General features: G+C 67.5%; 19 protein-coding genes and 1 tRNA gene. 11 read left to right on the plus strand and 9 right to left on the minus strand.

The features are described from left to right. Window positions 1-8: 8 nt before the first annotated feature. The gene (locus tag BDD16_RS13690) at window positions 9-1,013 is read left to right on the plus strand and encodes a YheT family hydrolase (protein ID WP_179634463.1); all 1,005 of its coding nucleotides are present in this window, start codon (window positions 9-11) and stop codon (window positions 1,011-1,013) included. A 15-nt stretch (window positions 1,014-1,028) separates the two neighbouring features. Then, the gene (locus BDD16_RS13695) at window positions 1,029-1,583 is read left to right on the plus strand and encodes a DUF2946 family protein (RefSeq protein WP_179634464.1); all 555 of its coding nucleotides are present in this window, start codon (window positions 1,029-1,031) and stop codon (window positions 1,581-1,583) included. A 45-nt stretch (window positions 1,584-1,628) separates the two neighbouring features. On the opposite strand, the gene BDD16_RS13700 is transcribed toward BDD16_RS13695, so the two are convergent. Then, on the minus strand, window positions 1,629-2,150 hold the full coding sequence (locus tag BDD16_RS13700) for a c-type cytochrome (RefSeq protein ID WP_179634465.1): 522 nt from the start codon (window positions 2,148-2,150) through the stop codon (window positions 1,629-1,631). Window positions 2,151-2,300: 150 nt separating this feature from the next. Here BDD16_RS13700 and BDD16_RS13705 point away from each other — a divergent pair. The 4 genes from BDD16_RS13705 (at window position 2,301) to BDD16_RS13720 (ending at window position 6,345) form a co-directional block, all read left to right on the plus strand. After that, window positions 2,301-2,376, plus strand: a tRNA-Arg gene (locus tag BDD16_RS13705). A 100-nt stretch (window positions 2,377-2,476) separates the two neighbouring features. After that, window positions 2,477-3,736 carry an alkaline phosphatase family protein gene (locus BDD16_RS13710; protein WP_179634466.1) on the plus strand — a complete coding sequence of 420 codons (1,260 nt, stop codon included), beginning with the start codon at window positions 2,477-2,479 and terminating at the stop codon, window positions 3,734-3,736. A 182-nt stretch (window positions 3,737-3,918) separates the two neighbouring features. Beyond that, the gene (lysM, locus tag BDD16_RS13715; RefSeq protein WP_179634467.1) at window positions 3,919-4,428 is read left to right on the plus strand and encodes a peptidoglycan-binding protein LysM; all 510 of its coding nucleotides are present in this window, start codon (window positions 3,919-3,921) and stop codon (window positions 4,426-4,428) included. A gap of 108 nt (window positions 4,429-4,536) precedes the next feature. Continuing rightward, entirely contained in the window at window positions 4,537-6,345 is a 1,809-nt protein-coding gene (locus BDD16_RS13720; protein WP_179634468.1) for an ATP-dependent nuclease, read from the plus strand. On the opposite strand, the gene BDD16_RS13725 is transcribed toward BDD16_RS13720, so the two are convergent. Further along, entirely contained in the window at window positions 6,342-7,289 is a 948-nt protein-coding gene (locus BDD16_RS13725; protein WP_179634469.1) for an AbrB family transcriptional regulator, read from the minus strand. The two genes, BDD16_RS13720 and BDD16_RS13725, sit on opposite strands and share 4 nt — an antisense overlap. 273 nt (window positions 7,290-7,562) lie before the next feature. On the opposite strand from BDD16_RS13725, the gene BDD16_RS13730 reads away from it, so the two are divergent. Continuing rightward, complete coding sequence (locus BDD16_RS13730) at window positions 7,563-9,413, plus strand: PhoX family protein (protein ID WP_179634470.1); 1,851 nt, start codon at window positions 7,563-7,565, stop codon at window positions 9,411-9,413. Window positions 9,414-9,422: 9 nt separating this feature from the next. On the opposite strand, the gene BDD16_RS13735 is transcribed toward BDD16_RS13730, so the two are convergent. Continuing rightward, entirely contained in the window at window positions 9,423-10,466 is a 1,044-nt protein-coding gene (locus BDD16_RS13735; RefSeq protein ID WP_179634471.1) for a pirin family protein, read from the minus strand. Window positions 10,467-10,641: 175 nt separating this feature from the next. On the opposite strand from BDD16_RS13735, the gene BDD16_RS22815 reads away from it, so the two are divergent. Further along, window positions 10,642-11,421, plus strand: coding sequence for a histidine phosphatase family protein (locus BDD16_RS22815; RefSeq protein WP_218897801.1), 780 nt, complete (start codon window positions 10,642-10,644; stop codon window positions 11,419-11,421). A gap of 16 nt (window positions 11,422-11,437) precedes the next feature. On the opposite strand, the gene BDD16_RS13745 is transcribed toward BDD16_RS22815, so the two are convergent. Continuing rightward, a complete protein-coding gene (locus BDD16_RS13745; protein ID WP_179634472.1) occupies window positions 11,438-12,472 on the minus strand; it encodes an extracellular solute-binding protein in 1,035 nt (344 codons plus the stop codon). 172 nt (window positions 12,473-12,644) lie between these two features. On the opposite strand from BDD16_RS13745, the gene BDD16_RS13750 reads away from it, so the two are divergent. Then, complete coding sequence (locus BDD16_RS13750) at window positions 12,645-12,866, plus strand: HP1242/YdcH family protein (RefSeq protein ID WP_179634473.1); 222 nt, start codon at window positions 12,645-12,647, stop codon at window positions 12,864-12,866. Here the strand turns inward: BDD16_RS13750 and BDD16_RS13755 are convergent. The 5 genes from BDD16_RS13755 to ahpC form a co-directional block, all read right to left on the minus strand. Further along, a complete protein-coding gene (locus BDD16_RS13755) occupies window positions 12,830-14,047 on the minus strand; it encodes a GNAT family N-acetyltransferase (protein WP_179634474.1) in 1,218 nt (405 codons plus the stop codon). The two genes, BDD16_RS13750 and BDD16_RS13755, sit on opposite strands and share 37 nt — an antisense overlap. Before the next feature lie 54 nt (window positions 14,048-14,101). Beyond that, the gene (locus BDD16_RS13760) at window positions 14,102-14,296 is read right to left on the minus strand and encodes a (2Fe-2S)-binding protein (protein WP_179634475.1); all 195 of its coding nucleotides are present in this window, start codon (window positions 14,294-14,296) and stop codon (window positions 14,102-14,104) included. Window positions 14,297-14,453: 157 nt separating this feature from the next. Beyond that, the gene (bfr, locus tag BDD16_RS13765) at window positions 14,454-14,933 is read right to left on the minus strand and encodes a bacterioferritin (RefSeq protein ID WP_179634476.1); all 480 of its coding nucleotides are present in this window, start codon (window positions 14,931-14,933) and stop codon (window positions 14,454-14,456) included. A 54-nt stretch (window positions 14,934-14,987) separates the two neighbouring features. After that, complete coding sequence (ahpF, locus tag BDD16_RS13770) at window positions 14,988-16,568, minus strand: alkyl hydroperoxide reductase subunit F (protein ID WP_179634477.1); 1,581 nt, start codon at window positions 16,566-16,568, stop codon at window positions 14,988-14,990. Between the two features lie 228 nt (window positions 16,569-16,796). Then, complete coding sequence (ahpC, locus tag BDD16_RS13775) at window positions 16,797-17,360, minus strand: alkyl hydroperoxide reductase subunit C (RefSeq protein ID WP_179634478.1); 564 nt, start codon at window positions 17,358-17,360, stop codon at window positions 16,797-16,799. Between the two features lie 185 nt (window positions 17,361-17,545). On the opposite strand from ahpC, the gene hemP reads away from it, so the two are divergent. Both hemP and BDD16_RS13785 read left to right on the plus strand, forming a co-directional pair. Next, a complete protein-coding gene (hemP, locus tag BDD16_RS13780) occupies window positions 17,546-17,773 on the plus strand; it encodes a hemin uptake protein HemP (RefSeq protein WP_179634479.1) in 228 nt (75 codons plus the stop codon). Window positions 17,774-17,803: 30 nt separating this feature from the next. Then, window positions 17,804-19,120 carry a DUF2325 domain-containing protein gene (locus BDD16_RS13785; protein ID WP_179634480.1) on the plus strand — a complete coding sequence of 439 codons (1,317 nt, stop codon included), beginning with the start codon at window positions 17,804-17,806 and terminating at the stop codon, window positions 19,118-19,120. Window positions 19,121-19,124 lie beyond the last annotated feature (4 nt).

Below are 19,124 nucleotides of genomic sequence, written 5' to 3' on the forward strand. Positions count from 1 at the left end.
GCACGGCATTGACGCTCGATCCCGCTCCGGCCTGGCTGCCCGGCGGCCAGGCGCAGACTGTCTGGCCGGCGCTGTTCTCGCGCAGCCACGACACGGCCGAGCCCATCGTCTACCGCCGCGAGCGCCACACCACGCCGGACGCCGACTTCGTCGACATCGACTGGCTGGATCCGGTGGGGCCGAGCGCGGGCCTGCTGGTGCTGTTCCACGGACTGGAAGGTTCCTCCCGCAGCCACTACGCGTTGGCGTTTGCCGACTGGGCGCGCCGCCATGGCTGGCGCTTCGCGGTGCCGCATTTCCGCGGCTGCTCGGGTGAGCTGAACCTGGCCCCGCGGGCCTACCACTCGGGCGACCACGTCGAGATCGGCTGGATGCTGGACAAGATCCGCGCGTCGCACGGCGGCAGCGGCCCGGTCGTGGCGGTCGGCGTCTCGCTGGGCGGCAATGCGCTGCTGCGCTGGGCGCAGGAGTCGGGCGCGCAGGCTGAGCGCGTGGTGCAGGCGGTGGCGTCGGTGTGTTCGCCGATCGATCTGGCCGCGGCTGGCCACGCGATCGGGCGCGGCCTGAACCGCCACCTCTACACGCCGATGTTCCTGCGCACCATGAAGCCCAAGGCGCTGGCCAAGCTCGCGCAGCATCCCGGCCTCTTCGACGCCGACCGGATGCGCCAGGCGCGTGACCTCTACGAATTCGACAACCTCTTCACCGCGCCGCTGCACGGCTACCGCGACACCGAGGACTACTGGCGCCGCGCCTCCGCCAAGCCGCATCTGGCCGAGATCCGTATTCCCGCGCTGGTCATCAATGCGCGCAACGATCCCTTCGTGCCTGCCGACAGCCTGCCGGGTGCCCATGAGGTTGGCCGCCATGTCACCTTGTGGCAACCCGACCATGGGGGCCATGTCGGGTTTGCGTCCGGGCCCCCGCCTGGGGATGTGCGTGGCTTGCCGCGGGCCGTGATGGGCTGGATGCAGGGTCAACTCGGATCCCGCTGGCCGGCGCCGCTGCGCTGAGGCAAGATCGGCGGCATGGATGACATCGTCAAGGCGGCCCTGAAGAAGTGGCCCAACGTGCCCGACTGCCGGGGCTGGCTCGCGCTCGATGCGCGCGGTGACTGGTACATGCGCGACGACCGTACGCAGGCGACGGGGCCGTTTCCGCAGGCCAAAGGCAGCCGGATCCTCCACGACAAGCTGCGCGAGTTCATCGGCCGCAACTACGAGGCCGATGCCGACGGCTGCTGGTTCTTCCAGAACGGCCCGCAGAAGGTGTTTGTCGAGCTGGAGGCCGCGCCCTGGGTGTTCGGCGTGCAGTGGCTGGACGGCGTCTTCCGGGTCGAGACCCACACCGGGCGCCCGGTGCCCTCGGTGGACGCGGTGCTGGTCGACGAGCACGGTCGGCTGTTCCTGCACACGCCGCTGGGCCTCGGCCTCGTGCGCTCCGCGGACATGGACACTGCCGCGGATGCCGTCGTCGGGGGTCTGTGGGTGCCGCAGGAGGTGGCGTTTGCCGAACTGCCGGTGCGCTTCGGCTACGACCTGAGCCCGCAGCGCCGCGGATCGATCGCTGTGGCGCGGGCATGAAAAAAGCCGGTCAGTGACCGGCTTCCTGTCGGGCGCGGGGTCGACTTACTTCGACGCAGCGTCTGCCGGGACCGCAGCGGCCTTCGGCTCTTCGAGCTTGGCACCAGCGGCGTTGGCCATGTAGACCACGGCACGACCGATTTCCAGATCGCTGAAATCACCACCGCCCTGTGCGCCCATGGCTCCCTTGCCCTTGAGCGCCGAGGTCAGCAGCGCTTCATAGCCCTGGCCGACACGCGGGCCCCAGGCAGCGGCGTCTCCGAACTTCGGTGCACCGGCCAGGCCTGCGGTGTGGCAGGCCGTGCACTGGCCCTTGAACACTTCCTCGCCGCTCTTCAGCGGACCGCCTTCGAGCTTGATGGTCACCGCGCCGATGGGCTGGATGCGTGCAGCGGTGGCTTCCTCGCTCAGTGCGTCGGCACCGGCGCCGGAGCGGGTGTCGCTGCCCACGTTCTTCACCAGCAGGACAATCGCGAAGATCGGCACCAGAAACGCAAAGATCACCGCCAGGATGAGTTGCTTGGGGGTCTTGATCGGGGTTTCGTGCTCGTCGTGGGCTTGGCTCATGGGTTCCTCGGGGCTGGTGAACGCGGTGTGGGCACTGTTCGCGTGCAGGGCAGGCAGGGTGCGCAAAACCGTCGAATTATAAGGGCCGGATGCGTTTCGCCCGTGTTGCGTGCATGCTGCGTTCCGATCACTGCTAGAATCGCATTCGCTGCGCCCGTAGCTCAATGGATAGAGTATTGGCCTCCGAAGCCAAGGGTTGCTGGTTCGATCCCAGCCGGGCGCACCACCCGATTCGTGACACCCGTGAAACGCCAACCGCCGCCGGTTGGCGTTTTTGCTTGTGGGGCGGTGGTTCCTGCGATGGATGGAATGCCGGAGTGCCTGTGATGCCTGTGACAGCAGCAAAGCGACTTGCCTGGGGCGCCGTTCTGGCGGCTGCACTGGCGGGGTGGACCGCGGCGGCCCGCGCAGCGCCGCACGACCACATCGTGGTCGTCGTGCTCGAGAACCGCTCGGCCGACGCCGGTGGCGAGCAGCGCATCTGGGGCAATCCGGCGATGCCCTTCCTCAACGGCCTCGCCAACGACCCGCAGCACGGGGCGCGCTTTTCCAGCGCCTACGCGGCCGAGACCCCGTACCGCCGCATTCCCGCCGGTTTCAAGGGCCCGCTCTCGGCGCGTCCTAGCCAGCCGAACTACCTCTACCTGTTCTCGGCCAGCCACCAGGGCGTGCTGCCGGCCTGGTTTGCCGATCCGACCTCGCCCTACCGCGCGGACGTGCGCATGGCCAGCAATGGCGATGCGCTGCCGGGCAAGCGCGACGACCAGCCGGCCGGTATCGGCAACCGCCTGATTCCTGCCGAGCGCCGTCCCTTCAGCACCGCCAACCTCGGCGCTGCGCTGCGCCAGACGGGCAAGACCTTCCTGAGCTTCTCCGAGAGCCTGCCGCACCCGCTGTGGGACGGCGAGGGCGACACCAACCCGCTCACCGACCACTACCGCCGCAAGCACAACCCGGCGATCAACTGGATCGACTTCGGCCCGGCGCAGACGCCGCGTGCCGTGCCCGAGGCGCAGCGCCGCTTCCTGCTGCCGGTCGAGGTGAACCTCGGTTTCCGGGCCACGCAGGACCCGAGCGGTCGCCGCTGGCGCGGCTTCGCCGAGGACGACCACGGCCGGCCGCTCGATTTCTCGGCGCTGCCCAGCGTCTCCATCGTTGTCCCCGACGAGCAGCACGACGCCCACAGCGCCTCCCTGGCCGACGCCGACGACTGGCTGCGCCGCCACATCGGCCCCTACGCCACCTGGGCGCGCACGCACAACAGCCTGCTCATCGTCACCTTCGACGAGGACGGCTCCACCGACACCTCGCAGGGCGATGGCTACCGCACCGGCCGGCACACCGTCGCCACGCTGTTCCACGGTGCGGGCGTGCGCCCGGGGGTCTACGGCGAGCGCATCGACGCGCTCAACGTGCTGGCCACCGTGCTGCACGACCAGGGTCTGCTGGAGTCGTTCCGCCGCGACTTCCTGGCCACCTGCACCGAGGACCGCGCCACCTGTGCGCGCGAACACGCCAACCTGCGCCCGATCACCGACGTGTTCGGCCGCGGCCAGCCCCTGACCGAGATTCCCGCTGTCCGATGACGGACGCTTCTCTGCACCGCGGCGTCTGGCGTGATTTGCGGACCCTATACCGCGGTATGGGGCTCATTAAAGTGAAACAAGTCACGCTTGTCAGGTGAGCGCAGTGCGTCTATAACCCGCATGGACGCGCCGCGAAGGCACGTTGTGTTTCCACCGATGCAGAAGCAGAAGGAATCAAGACCATGGGATTGATGAGTTTCATCAAGGAAGCCGGCGAGAAGCTCTTCGGCAGCAACAACCCGGAAAAGGCCGCCGCTGAAGCCGCGACCGCTGCAGATCCGGTGGCCGCGCAGGAAAAGCTCGCCGCGGCCAACGCTGGCGCAGCCGCTGCGATCGAGAAGTACATCGGCGCCCAGGGCCTGAACGTCGATGGCCTGCAGGTCGCCTTTGACGGCACCACCTGCCAGGCCACCGTCTCTGGCTGCGCGCCCGACCAGGCCACGAAGGAAAAGGTCCTGCTGTGCTGCGGCAACGTCGCCGGCGTCACCGCCGTCAACGACATGCTGACCGTTACCGCGCCGGCCGACGAGTCGCGCTACCACACCGTCGTGCGCGGCGACACCCTGTCGGGCATCGCCAAGGCCGAGTACGGCAACGCCAACGCCTACATGAAGATCTTCGAGGCCAACAAGCCGATGCTGAGCCACCCGGACAAGATCTATCCGGGCCAGGTGCTGCGCATCCCGGCCTGACGCGGAACCACCCGCTGCACCACGGCGACCGAGCGATCGGTCGCCGTTTTTCGTCGTGCGGGATCTTCTGTCCGTCAAAATCGATCCACTTTGACGGAGCTGAGTCCCATGCGTCTGCTGCACTACCTGGAAATCGAAAACTTCAAGCGGTTTGGCAACAGGCAGCGCATTGAACTGGAACATCCTGCGGTCCTCATCGGCCCGAACAACTGCGGCAAGACGAGCGCGATCCAGGCGTTGGCTCTGTGGTCACAAGCGGTGCGGACCTGGTTCGATGTTCGCAAGGCCACATCCGCTACCGAGCGACCCGCCACTGCGCTGAATCGACTCAGCATCGTTGCAGTGCCGGTGCAACGCACCCGGTTTTTCTGGCACAACACGGAGGTCCGCACGGGCAACAAGGACATTTCGATGACGATCACGGTCGGCATCGAGTTCCATGGGCAGATCGTTCCGCTGTCGATGCGGTTTCGAAATCAGGGCAACGACTTGGTCTATTGCTCGCCCGATGAAAAGGCTGCAGCCGATACGGCGCTCTTGAAGTTCGCCTCGGATATCCGGGTGGAGTTGCTCTACCCGATGTCCGGGCTGGAGACGGAGGAGCCCATCCTGCAGCCCGGTCGAATCGACGTGCTGCTCGGCCAGGGCCAGACGGCGCAAGTGCTTCGCAACCTGTGCCTCATGGTCGAGAAGAGTGCCCCCGAGGACTGGCAGCGCATCGTGAAGCTGATGCAGCGGCTGTTCAATGTGACGCTGGACCAGCCGAGGGAAACCTCCCGCGGGGCCATTGATCTCCGGTACAAGCAGCCGGGAGTGCGCGAGGCGCTGGACGTGTCCTCGTCCGGACGAGGCTTTCAGCAGATGCTGCTGATCTTCGCGTACCTGTACTCGCACAAAGGCAGCGTGCTGCTGGTGGATGAGCCGGATGCCCACCTGGAAATCCTGAGGCAGAAGCAGGTGTATGTCCTGCTGCGTGACATCGCCTCGGAGAACCACTCCCAAGTGGTCATGGTGACGCACTCGGAGGTCATCCTGGATGAGGCGCTCGACATCAATCTGACCCTGTTGCTGGACGGCCGCGCCGATGACCTGGCGCGCAAGCCTGCCATTCGCAACAGCCTCAAGCACTTCGGTGCCGATCACTACATCAAGGCGCGGGAGCGTGGCTATGTGCTCTACGTGGAAGGCGGCACCGACGTGGACATGCTGCGGGCATTTGCCGAGCGGATGGAACACCCGGTGGCAGCAGTCTGGGATGAGCGCATCAACTCCTTCTACGTGCAGAACAACTTCCCTGGCCGATCGCAGGACAGCGAACTGGAACGTGTCGAAGGCGGTTTCGGGATCACGCCGCGCGAGCACTTCAAGGGACTCCAGGAAATGCTGCCCAGTCTCAAAGGTCTGGCCATCCTCGACAACGACGGGCGATCCCGCGCGTCCAGCGTGGAGGGCCGCCTGACCTTGGCGTACTGGCGTCGTTACGAGGCCGAGAACTATTTCGTGACACCCGACGTGCTGCGACGCTATGCCTTGTCCTGCTACGCGGGATTGCCGCTGTTTGACAGCCACGAACCAGACATCGACGAAGTGCTGGATGCCTTGGTGCTCGAGACCGTGTTCGAGGGCCAAGTGGCCGATTTCCAGCTGTGGGCCGATTCTTCAGAGGCTGCACGGCGCCTGATCTGGGATGCCAAAACGCAGAGCACGAAGCTCAGCGCTCTGGCCGAGGAATTCTTCAGACGGCTGGCACAGAAGATCGGCGGTGGAATGCTGTTGACCAAGGGCGAGTTGCACCGGCTGGTCGAACTGGTCGATCCCGCCACCCTGGTACCCGAGGTTCGGGAGAAGCTTGATTTGCTCCATGCCCTGTTCCAGGCGGCTGGCCCTCTGTCGCAGCCAGATCTGCAGACTTTCTAGCGTGGCCGAACGAAGCGTGCATAGACCGGCCCCGTCAGCACCAGCACGATCACGTAGCGCACCACGTGGAACCCCGTCACCACCGCCACCCCCAGGTCCAGCACCTTGGCCGTGATGCACATCTCCGCGATCCCGCCCGGCGAGTTGCCCAGCAGCACCGTGGCCGGCACCAGCCCCGTGGCCTGCGCGACGAGCCACGCATAGCCGGCTGACGCGGCGATCATCCCCAGCGTGCCGATGGCCGTGGCGGCGAGCCAGCGCGGGGCGGTGTGCAGGAAGGCGGGCGTGAAGCGCGTGCCCAGCGAGATGCCGATCGAGAGCTGCGCCGTGGCGGACAGCCAGCCGGGCATGGCGCTCAGCTCGACGCCGCTGGCGGTCAGCCCCAGCGCGACCAGCAGCGAGCCCAGCACCCACGGATTGGGTTGCCGCAGCGCGTGCATCGCCAGCGCGCCGGCCGCCGTCGCCAGTCCGAGCAGCACCAGCCCCATCGGCTGGACACCGACGCGAGAAATGGCTGCCGGATCGTGCCCGTGCAGCCCCAGTCCCTGGTAGCCGAAGGGGATGACGAGCACCACCAGCATCACCCGCAGCGAGTGCGCTGCCGCGACCAGATCGACCCGGGCGCCGACCCGCTCGGCAAACGCCGCCATCTCGGACGCGCCGCCGATGACGGAGGCGAAGTAGGCGGTCGTGGCATCCACCGTGCCCGCCGGTTGCGACCACAGCAGCCAGCGCCCGAACAGGAAGCCCATCAGCAGCGCCCACAAGGCGCCGAGCAGCATCCACGGCGCCAGTGCGAGCGACTGCGCCGCGACGGCCGGCGTGAAGTACAGCCCGAGCACCGTGCCCACGATCCACTGCCCGCCATTGCGCAACCGCCGCGAGGACAGCAGCGGCGCCCCGGCGATCGACAGCGCTGCCGTGGACAGCAGCGGGCCGATCATCCAGGGCAGCGGGGTGTTCAGGTGGACGCAGGCCTGGGCTGCCAGCCAGGCGACGAGCAGCGTGGCGAGCAGGCGCAGGGGGCGGGGCGTGTCTGGCTTCAGCGGGCGCTCCTCCGGGCCGTTGTGTCCCCGTGTCTGAATCCCATGTTGTCTCCCTGTGTCAGGCGGTCGGATGGCTGAGTGGGTTCGTATTCTTTCTGATTTGGCTGGCACAGCGCCTGCATTCCCCGTGTGTGCGCCGGGATGGGGGTCGGGTGGCAAGATGTCGGCACCATGCCGAATCCCCCTCGCCTTGAACCATGGCTTGCCTCGCGGGCCCTCCCGATCACCCGCCGTCAGTCGCTCGGCGCCGGTCTGGCCACCTTGCTGGCGGGGGCAATGCCCTGGTCCGTCGCCGGGGCCGCCACCACGCCGGCCTTGCTCGGGCGCGGCATCGGTTTCCGGTCGGTGCCGATGACCGTGACCGAGCCGCTGGCCGTGCCGCCCGGCTACACCGCGCGCGTGCTCTGTGCCTGGGGTGATCCGGTCGGTCTGGCCCAGGCACAGCCCATGTGGCGCCCCGATGCCGGCAACACCGCCGCCGAGCAGGCGCAGCAGGCCGGCATGCACCACGACGGCATGGCCTACTTTCCGCTCGCTGGTTCGGCCCGCCACGGCCTGCTGGCGCTGAACCACGAGTACACCGACGAGCGGGTGCTGCATGCCGATGCCGCCTCGCTCGCCGGCGGGGCGCGCACGGCCGAGCAGGTCGCCAAGTCCATGGCCGCGCACGGCGTGTCGGTCGTCGAGGTGCAGGCGGATGCGGCCGGGCGCTGGTCGGTGGTGCGGCCGTCGCGCCATGCGCGGCGCATCACGGCGGCGACCCCGATGCGGCTGGCCGGCCCTGCCGCCGGCCACGCGCTGCTGAAGACCGCCGCCGATCCCGAGGCCCGCCGCGTGCTCGGCACCTTCGCCAACTGCGCCGCCAACGCCACGCCCTGGGGCACCTACCTGACCTGCGAGGAGAACTTCCAGGGCTATTTCGAGCCGCCGACGGCACTGGACGACCACCACCGGCGCTGGAGTCTGCGCAGCGGTGGCAGTGCCAGCAACGGCAACTGGGCGCGCTGGCACCTGCACGACGAGCGCTTCGACCTGCGCCGACATCCGAACGAGTTCCACCGCTTCGGCTGGGTGGTCGAGATCGACCCGCACGATCCGACCAGCACCCCGGTCAAGCGCACGGCACTCGGTCGGGCCGTCCACGAGGGTGCAGCGGTTGGCGTGTCGAAGGACGGGCGCGCGGTGGTGTTCATGGGGGAGGACGCGCGCTTCGAGTCGATCTTCCGCTTTGTCAGCCGCGACCCGATCCGCCCCGGTGGTGCCGCGGCCAACCGCGACCTGCTCGACCACGGCACGCTGTCGGTGGCACGCTTCGATGCCGGCGGACGCGGGCGCTGGCTGCCGCTGGTCCACGGGCAGGGGCCGCTGACGGCCGACCGCGGGTTTGCCGACCAGGCCGAGGTGGTGGTGCGCACCCGCGAGGCCGCCGACGCGCTGGGTGCCACGCAGATGGACCGCCCGGAGTGGACCGCGGTGGATGCGGCCACCGGCGAGGTCTACGTCACCCTGACCAACAACAGCGCCCGCGGCCGCCCCGGCCAGCCCGGTGCCGATGCGGCCAACCCGCGCGCCCCGAACCCGACGGGGCACCTGCTGCGCTGGCGCCATGGCGGCGACCTGGCGGCGGAGGCCTTCGCCTGGGACGTTTTTGCGCTCGGCGGTGGCGAGACGCCGGGCGACGCCTTCAGCAGCCCGGACGGCCTGACGATCGACGCGCGCGGCGTGATGTGGATCGCCACCGACGCCACACCGATGACCCAGGCCGCGCCCGGCGATCGCCTGTGGCTGCCGCGCAACCAGTTGCTCGCCTGCGACCCGACGGCGCCGGGCGGGCCACAGATGCGCCGCTTCCTGGTGGCACCCGAAGGCAGCGAAGTCACCGGGCCGGTGGTGGCGCCGGATTGCCGCACGCTGTTCGTCAATCTCCAGCACCCGGACGCCGGCTGGCCCGAGGCCGGGCAGCGCCCGCGTTCGGCGACCGTGGTGATCACCCGGGACGACGGCGGGCTGATCGGCACCTGATCGACCCGGTCAGCGCGGGGGCTGCTCGGTGTACCCGTCGGCGTGGCGGGCGAAGCGGGCCGCGTCGCCGCCATGCACCGGCGCCGAGTCCGGCCAGGGCCAGCCGCCGAACTGCGTGCGCTGGTAGTCCATGAACGCTTGCCGGATCTCGGCCTCGGTGTTCATCACGAACGGCCCGTACTGCGCCACGGGCTCGCCGATCGGGCGGCCCTGCAGCATGAGCAGCTCGGCGACCGCGGACGTGCTGTTGACGATCTCGACCGCCCGCTCCGTTGGCACGTCGATCGCCGCGTGGCCGGGCACCGGCTGGCCGTCCACCGTGAGCGTGGCTCCGCTGTAGAAGTAGAGCCTGCGGCGCGTGGCCGCTCCGGCGCGGGCGGCGGGCAAGGTCCAGCGCGCGCCCGGTGCCATCTTCAGCGTCCAGATCGCCACATCGGCGCCCGGGTCGCTGGCCCAGGAATCCGGCGGCGGGCTGGGCGGCGTGGCCATGCCGTCAGGCGCGCCAGCCACGCAGACCAGCTCGGTGGTCGCCCCCGCGGCGTCGGTGTCCGTGCGGCGCGGGATGTCGCCAGCCCAGAGCATCTTGAAATGCGGCGCGGCGAACTTGCCGCGGGCGGGCAGGTTCAGCCAGATCTGGAACAGGTCGAGCGGGTTCGGCGCCGTGGTGGACAGCAGCGGGAACATCTCGGCATGCTGGATACCGCGGCCGGCGGTCAGCCACTGCACGTCGCCATCGCCGTAACGGGCAGCAGCACCGAGCGAGTCGGCGTGGTCGATGCGGCCGGTGCGCACCAGCGTGACTGTCTCGAAGCCGCGGTGCGGGTGCGCGGGGAAGCCGGGCACGGACTCGCCGTGGTACAGGCTCCAGCCGTCGCGGTACGAGAAGTCACTGCCGATCTGCCGCCCCGCCAGCGAGGCGGCCGGCCCGTACTGGCCGTTGCCCTTCGGGTAGCGGTCATCGTGGTGGACGCAGAACAGGAAGGGATCCTGGGTGGGCCAGGGGAAGCCGAGGGGGTGGAGGTGCAGCTTGTCGTCGGCGGGTACGGTGGGCATGGGGCAATCCTGGTGAGGCCGCGGGTGGTGGGGGCTACTGTACGCAGCCTGCAGTCGAGCGTGGCAGTTTCCTGAGGCGGCTTGATGCCTCCGCGAGGCCTCATCAAGATGCAGGATGTCGGACATTGCGGTGCGCCCTGCCAGCTGCTGGAATGGCTTCCAGGAGGACAACACCATGATGGCATTCCGCTCCCCCGTGGCCCGTGGTCTGGCATCACTGGCGGGCGCCGCGCTGCTGCTGGCGGCGGCGCACCCTGCGCTTGCACAGCAGGAAGACTGCGTCGCCTTCGATCCTCGGCGCATCGAGGTGCAGCGGATCGGGTCACGCTGGAAGCTCGTTGAACAGAGCCACTGGATCATGGACTTCGCTGGCCGGAGAACCGAGGCAGAACAGGCGCAACGGGTGATCCGGCAGTACGGATACGACCACATCTGCTACATCGGCCGACCCAATCCGTCGATGACCTACTTCGTCAGCCGCGCCCAGCCCACCACGGTCGTCATCGTGCGCCATGCCGAGAAGCTGGACGAATCGGCCAACCCGCCGCTGACCGAGGCGGGACAGTGTCGGGCCGAGACACTGTCCCGCATGCTCGCGCCCTCGGGCATTTCGGCGGTCTTTGCGACTGCGTTGCTGCGCACTCGGCAGACGGTCACCCCTTATGCGCAGTCGCGCATGCCAGCGCTGTCAATCGAGACCTATGACAGCGCCACAACCCTGGCCGAGCGCATCCGTACCGGATTCCGGGGCCGCAAGGTCCTTGTCGCCAGCCACTCCGGAATGGCCGAAGAGCTCGTCGCCTTGCTTGGCGCACCACCGGTGCCGGCCATCGGCAACGAATTCGACAACGCCTACGTCGTGACGCTGCCAGCCAGTGGCCCTGCTACCGTGCTGCACACGAAGTACGAGATCTGGGACAAGATCGTCTCGGCGACAACGCCCTGCCACCCTTGATGGACGTGGCGCGGTTTCAGCGCCAGCCGGCGCGGTCGAACACCTTCTGCGCGTTGACCGTGTTCTTCGCCAGGTCGCCGACCGGCAGTGCGTCGGCCTTGAACATGCCGAGCGATTCGAGCGCGCGGTTGTTCGTCTTGACCGAGGCCACCACCGGCCACTCGTTGTTGCCGTCGGCGAAGTAGAGCTGCGCGGCGTCGCTGGCGAGGTACTCCAGGAACTTGACGGCCGCCGCCTTGTTCGGCGAATGCTTCAGCACGCCCGCGCCGGACACGTTCACATGCGTGCCCCAGCTCGACTGGTTCGGCCACACCACGCCGACAGCGCGCATCGCTTCCTGGTCCGCCGGCTTGGTCGAGCGCAGCATCCGGGCGACGTAGTAGCTGTTCGACAGCGTCACGCCACATTCACCGGCCGCCACGGCCATGATCTGGTCGGTGTCGCCGCCCTTGGGCGCGCGGGCGAAGTTGGCGACCAGGCCACGCGCCCAGGCTTCGGTCTTCGCTTCGCCGTCGTGGGCGATCAGCGCGCCGCCGAGCGACAGGTTGTACGGATGCGAGCCCGAGCGCACGCAGACCTGGCCCTTCAGCGCCGGGTTGGCGAGGTCCTCGTAGTTCAGGACCTGCTCGCGCTTGAGGGCGACCTTGTTGTAGACGATGACGCGGGCGCGGGTCGAGAACGAGTACCAGTTCGGCGTGCGCAGCGCGGCCGGCACACGCGCTTCCAGCGTGGCGGACTTGATCGGCTGGAACAAGCCGAGCTTGTCGGCGATCTCCAGCCGCGTGGCGTCGACCGTGATCAGCAGGTCGGCGGGGCTGGCCGTGCCTTCGTTGCGGATGCGCTCGACCAGCTCGTCTTCCTTGCCGTCGATGCGGTTGATCTTGATGCCGGTGGTCTTGGTGAAGTTGCTGTAGAGCGCCTCGTCGGTCTGGTAGTGGCGGGCGGAGTAGATGTTGAGCACCTGCTCCTGCGCGAGCGCAGGCAGGCCGAGCAGCGAGACGGCCAGTGCGGCAGCGGTGGCGACGAAGGGGCGGCGGGTCAGGTGCGTCATGGGGGTCGAATCCGGGAACGGAGTGGCTGGATGGGAATGGACTGGATGAATGTTATCAATAACCATTCTCATCCGCAAATGCAGGGGATGCTTCCTTGATCTGGGTAAAGTCTCGTCGGGGAAGGCTGGCCTAGAGTGGAATCTCTCCACCACGACCACAAGGATCTGTCCCATGTTCCCCGAATACCGTGACCTGATCAGCCAGCTCAAGACCACCGACCACCACTTCCAGCACCTGTTCGACAAGCACAACGAACTGGACCAGCAGATCAAGAACATGGAGGCGCGCATCGTCGGCGCCACGCACGAGGAGATCGAGGCGGCCAAGAAGGAAAAGCTGGTGCTGAAGGACCAGCTCTACGCCATCCTGCGCAAGGCCAGCGCCACCGCCTGATCGGGGCTGGCTGCTTCGGTGCGGTCGGTTTGTGCACCGTGGCGCCAGTGCTGCGGATGCAGTCGGCGTACCGCCCGGAGTGCCTGCCGTGTCCTGCGCAACAGGTGCTGGCCGGTGCCTGCGCGTGTCACGACCAGGCGAACGGTGCGCAGTTCGCGGTCGTACCAGGCGTTGACGGCCTGTCGCTCGGCCAGCGGCGTGTGCATGCCCAGCACATCGGACAGCGTGCAGCGGCTCTCGAACGACTGCTGCAGCGCCTGGGCGCAGAGCCAGGTGCCGGGGGAGCTCCGTGCGTGCGCGGGATCGAAGGCCTTGAAGCGTTCGTAGGTGACGGTTCCCTGTCGCAGGCGGACCAGCCCGGCGATGTCGTGTTCGCCGTCGCAGAGGAACCAGATGCTGGCTTGGCCGGTCCGCGCCAGCCAAGGGAGCAGCGCCCGGTGAAAGGCCACCTGCCGGTCGTCTGCCCACAGTCCGACCCGCGCGCTGTGTTTCCAGCCGAGTTGTTCGATAGCGAGGTAACGCTCGAACGCGGCCGGCATGTCCGCCGGCTGGTCGATAGTTTCCACACGAAGGCCGGGACATGCCTCGGTCAGCAGGCGGTGGCTGCGGCGGTAGGCCTGTCGGGTGTGTCGGGATCGGCTGTCGAAATAGTGTTCCCAGGTGCCGGTGGTGGGCAGTAGCCCTGCATAGGTGTCCGGCCGGATGCTGACGGACAGCCGCGCCTCCTGCTGGAGCTGAGCCTGCAGGTCAGGCAGTACCACTTCTTCCACCTCGCGCAGATCCAGGTGGTGCCAGGCCGCGCGCCGTTCCAGCAGTGCCGACAGCGCCACGCACCAGATCTGTCCCGCGCTGGTGTCCCGGGTGTGGAGCACCCCTGGTCGATCTCCAGCCCAGAGGCCCATGTGCATCAGCGTGCGGATCCGGACCAGCCGTCTGACCTCGGTTCGCAGCACCAGGGGTAGCAGTCCGACCATGCGGCCTCGGGTGTCCTCAACGCTGACCAGCCAGGGTTCGTCGCCCGGCTTGTGGAAGTGATCCCAGGACTGCCGGATGAAGACGGGCGTCATGAACAAGCTGGGGCCATCGGCACGGTCGACGGCGTCTTGCCAGGACTGCTGGAGGGCATCGAATGCCGACACCCCTCGGTGCAGCCGAGCGGACAGCGTGTGTGGATTGGTCATCGAACGGATATCTGTGGGATCAGCGAGGCAACCTCTCGGCTCGCCGGTCAGGCTTCAGCAGGGCTGGGTCTGCTGGGTCAGGCGCAGGCAGGCCTCGTCGAAGACCTCGCGGGCGCAGTCCTGACAGCAACCACAGCACGACGCCGCGCGAGTCACGTCCTTCAGCACTTCGAAGTTGCGAATACCGCCGGCCACGACGGCTTGGCGGATGTCTCGGTCACTGACCCGGTTGCAAATGCAGACGATCATGGAAAACCTGCTGTAGAGCCCAGGGGGATGGGCTGAATCGAAAGTGAATGGATGAATGCTAAACGAAATGAGATTGATTCTCAAATGAGAATCAAAAAAAGGGCCGAAGGCCCTCTGGATGTGGGTGGACCGCGGGTGCGGCCACGAATCTGCTGGATCAGGATGCTCCGGTGCCGATCTGGCTCTGCAGCCAGTTCTGTTCACCGACCTGCGCCACGAGCCCGATCTCGGTCTCCAGATGGTCGATGTGCTCCTCGGTGTCATCGAGGATGGACAGCAGCAGGTCGCGCGAGACGTAGTCCCGCACGCTCTCGCAGTGGGCGATGGCTTCCTTCAGCAGCGGGTGCGAGGCCATCTCGATCTTCAGGTCGCAGTGCAGCGTCTCCACTGCGTTTTCGCCGATGTAGAGCTTGCCCAGATCCTGAAGATTCGGCAGGCCTTCCAGCATGAGGATGCGCTCTATCAGCTTGTCGGCGTGCTTCATCTCCTCGATCGACTCCTCGTACTCGTGCTTGGCCAGCTTCAGTAGGCCCCAGTTCTTCAGCATGCGTGCGTGCAGGAAATACTGGTTGATGGCGGTGAGTTCGTTGCGGAGTTGTGCGTTCAGGTACGCGATGACCTTGGTGTCGCCTTGCATGGGTGATTCCTGCAGAAGTTTCAATGCGGGCATTGTCGCGCCCCGGGTGTCCGGTCAGGCCAGCGTGCTGGTGCGGATCAGGTGATCGAAGGCACTCAGTGCCGCGGTCGATCCCGCCCCCATCGCGATGATGATCTGCTTGTACGGCACGGTCGTCACATCCCCCGCGGCGAACACGCCCGGCACCGAGGTCTGGCCGCGGTCGTCGATGATGACCTCGCCGCGCGGGCTCAGCTCGACCGTGCCCTTGAGCCAGTCACTGTTGGGCAGCAGGCCGATCTGCACGAAGATGCCTTCCAGCTCGACGCGGTGCATCGTGTCGTTGGTGCGGTCCTTGTAGCTCAGGCCGCTGACCTTCTGGCCGTCGCCGTGGACTTCGGTGGACAGCGCCGAGACGATGACCGTCACGTTGGACAAGCTGAAGAGCTTCTTCTGCAGCACGGCGTCGGCGCGCAGCTTGGAGTCGAACTCGATCAGCGTGACGTGGCGGACGATGCCGGCCAGGTCGATCGCGGCTTCCACGCCCGAGTTGCCGCCGCCGATCACCGCCACACGCTTGCCCTTGAACAGCGGCCCGTCGCAGTGCGGGCAGTAGGCCACGCCCTTGTTGCGGTACTCGGCTTCGCCGGGCACGTTCATCTGGCGCCAGCGCGCGCCGGTCGACAGGATGACCGTCTTGCTGCGCAGGCTCGCGCCGTTCTCCAGCTTCACCTCGATCAGCCCGCCCGGCGTGCTCGCCGGCACCAGCGACACGGCACGCTGCAGGTTCATCACGTCCACTTCGTACTGCTTGACGTGCTGCTCCAGCGCAGCGGCCAGCTTCGGGCCGTCGGTTTCCTTCACCGAGATGAAGTTCTCGATGCCCATGGTGTCGAGCACCTGGCCGCCGAAACGCTCGGCGGCGACGCCGGTGCGGATGCCCTTGCGCGCCGCGTAGATCGCTGCGGCCGCACCGGCCGGACCACCGCCGACGATCAGCACGTCGTAGGCGTCCTTGGCGGCGATCTTCTTGGCTTCGCGGTCGGCGGCGCCGGTGTCGATCTTGGCGAGGATCTCGGCCAGTTCCATCCGCCCGGTCGCGAACACCTGGCCGTTCAGGTAAACATGCGGCACGCCCATGATCTGGCGTGCGTCGATCTCGGCCTGGAACATCGAGCCTTCGATCGCGGTGTGGCGGATCTTCGGGTTCAGCGCAGCCAGCAGGTTGAACGCCTGCACCACGTCCGGGCAGTTGTGGCAGGTCAGGGACATGTAGGTCTCGAAGACGAGGTCCTGTCCCGGGTCCAGCGCCTTGATCTGCGCGACCAGGTCGGCGTCCACCTTGGGCGGGTAGCCGCTGGTCTGCAGCAGCGCCAGCACCAGCGACGTGAACTCGTGGCCCATCGGGAGGCCAGCGAAGCGCACGCCGGTGTCAGCGCCGGCACGGGTGATCTGGAACGAGGGCGTGCGCTCGCCGGCCGGGGCGCCGGTGCGCACGCTGAGCTTGCCGACCGGGGCGACCGAGGCCACGTCGGCCACCAGTTCGAGCATCTGGCGGCTGTTGGCGCTGTCGTCGGCGAAGGTGACGATCTCGATCGGCTGCACGAGGCGTTCGAGGTAGCCCTTCAACTGGGTCTTGAGGTTGCTGTCCAACATGGTCGGTGCTCCTTGCGGGTGAGGTCGGGGCGTGTCAGGCCGGAAGGGCTGCAGGTACTGCAATCCTTCGGGTCCGAAACAGGGGTGTCATGCGCGTTGGCTCCTCCCCCCAGCGGGGGGAGGTCGGGAGGGGGGCTCGGCCTGCGCAGACGTTGTTGCCTGCGCCAGCCCCCATCCCAACCCTCCCCCGCTGGGGGAGGGAGAAAGACGGTGACGGTCAGCGTGCGATCAGATCTTGCCGACGAGGTCGATCGACGGCGTCAGCGTGGCTGCGCCTTCGTTCCACTTGGCCGGGCAGACCTGGCCGGGATTGGCGGCGGTGAACTGGGCGGCCTTCAGCTTGCGCAGCGTTTCCTTGACGTCACGGGCGATCTCGTTCGAGTGGATCTCGGCGGTCTTGATGACACCGTCCGGGTTGATCACGAAGGTGCCGCGCAGCGCCAGACCTTCTTCCGGGATGTGCACGCCGAAGGCGTTGGTCAGCGTGTGGGTCGGGTCGCCCACCAGCGGGAAGGTGGCCTTGCCGACGGCCGGCGAGGTCTCGTGCCACACCTTGTGCGAGAAGTGGGTGTCGGTCGTGACGATGTAGACCTCGGTGCCGGCGGCCTGGAAGGCGGCGTAGTTGTCGGCAGCGTCTTCGATCTCGGTCGGGCAGTTGAAGGTGAACGCGGCCGGCATGAAGATCAGGACCGACCAGTGGCCCTTGAGGCTCTCGTTCGAGACTTCGACGAAGTTGCCGTTGTGGAAGGCGGTGGTCTTGAACGGCTGGACTTGGGTGTTGATCAGGGACATGCGAGAACTCCTTGGTTCGCGGGTTGGGAGGAACGGGTGGCAGTGTGCGCCGCGCTGGATGAAATCTTAGGGGCTGCGGCGAGATCGTTCCAATTGTTTGATCTTGGTCCTCCGATAGTTGAATGCTATCGATGGCTGTGCAACCATTCATTGCGGATGATAGTGATTCTCATTAACATGATGGCATGTCTTCCGCATCCATTCCCCATTTCCCTGCGCCGTTGACCGCCGATGTCCTCGGCGCTACACCCGACCTGGACGCCCCCGTGCAGGACCGTGCATCCCCGCCCGTCGCTGTGCGCCTGTCCAGCCAGTCGCTGCTGGGTGGACAGCGTGAGGTCGAGATCGACCACGGCGGGGCGGTCTATCGCCTGCGCGTGACCGCGCTGGGCAAGCTCATCCTGACGAAGTAGCCCCAGACGCAACCAAGGAGGTTCCCGACGATGTGTTCTGCAGACCGACCAAAACGCGGCTTGAATCTGGTGTCGCTCGTGGCGTCGTCCCGTCACGCGCCCGAAACCGAATCGGATCCGGCGTTTGCCGTGGCCAGCCGACTGGCGGCCAGGGTGCCTGCGGTGGCGGGTGAGCCCGTCGATCTGTCGCCGGGTGCCCAGTCCTCGCGCCGTCGCCGGCTCTGGGAATTGCCAAGGGCGGTCTTCTGCCCGGTCCTGGGGACTTGTGTGCCGATCGAGCAGTTGCGTCGTCTGGCCGACAAGGTGCTCGGGCAGCGTGTGCTGGCCGATGACTACGAACTGCACTGCGGGGCGATCAATGCCTGCGCCAGCCGTGGCGAACTGGCGGAGCGTCTGCAGCGCGAGCTGGACACCCGCTATGCCGCGGCGATCCGGCAGGCCCGCACGCTGCGCACTGTCGAGGCGCTGCAAGTGTATTGGCGCGAGGCCACGTTCGGCAGCGAGGTCGGCGCAGCACTGTGGGTGACGCTGACCCATCCCAGCTGCGATGCTGCGCTGGAGGAGCAGGTGCAGCGGGACATCCACATGCTGCAGCACCAGGTGGGGACGGGCGTGCGGGTCGATGCCCGCCGATTGCACGAACTGGCCAGCGAGAACGGGGTGCTGACCCGCGAGCTGGCCGCCATTCAGGCGCGTGTCACCCGTCAGATGGCCGAGAAGGCGGCGGAGATCGAGCGCCAGCAGGCCGAGCTGGTCCGGCTGCGTGCGCAACTGTTGGCGCGCGACACCCGGATCGCCTGCTTGCAGGACGATCTGGCCGCACTGCAGGGATCCGCCTCGGTGGCGCAGGCGCGGCTGAATCTGGCGTACCGGCTGGAGTGGCAGCAGCAGCGTCTGCAGTCCCTGTCCGAAGCACTGGACAGCAGCCAGCAGCAGGTGCGCCGCCTGGAGCGTCGGCTGGTGCACTGTGCGGCAGGGCTGGAGCTGGTGTCGGCACCTGCTTCGGCGTCGATGCCAGGGCTTGCGCTGGACCTGCAGGACAAGGCCGTGCTCTGCGTCGGCGGTCGCCCGGCGAGCGTGCCGATCTACCGCCAGGAGATCGAGGTCCGGGGGGCGCGTTTTCTGCACCATGACGGTGGCGAGGAGGAGAGCGCTGCCCGGCTGGAGGCCCATCTGGAGGCCGCTGATCTGGTGATCTGCCAGACCGGCTGCATCAGCCACGGCGCCTACTGGCGCGTCAAGTCGCACTGCAAGCGCACCGGCAAGCGCTGTGTCTTCGTCGACCGGCCCAGCGCGGCCGGGCTGCTGCGCAGTCTGGAGTCCGACACGCCGGGTCGGACGGACTGAGTGG

This window comes from Sphaerotilus montanus (assembly GCF_013410775.1).
In the GTDB taxonomy this organism is placed as follows: Bacteria; Pseudomonadota; Gammaproteobacteria; order Burkholderiales; family Burkholderiaceae_C; genus Sphaerotilus; species Sphaerotilus montanus.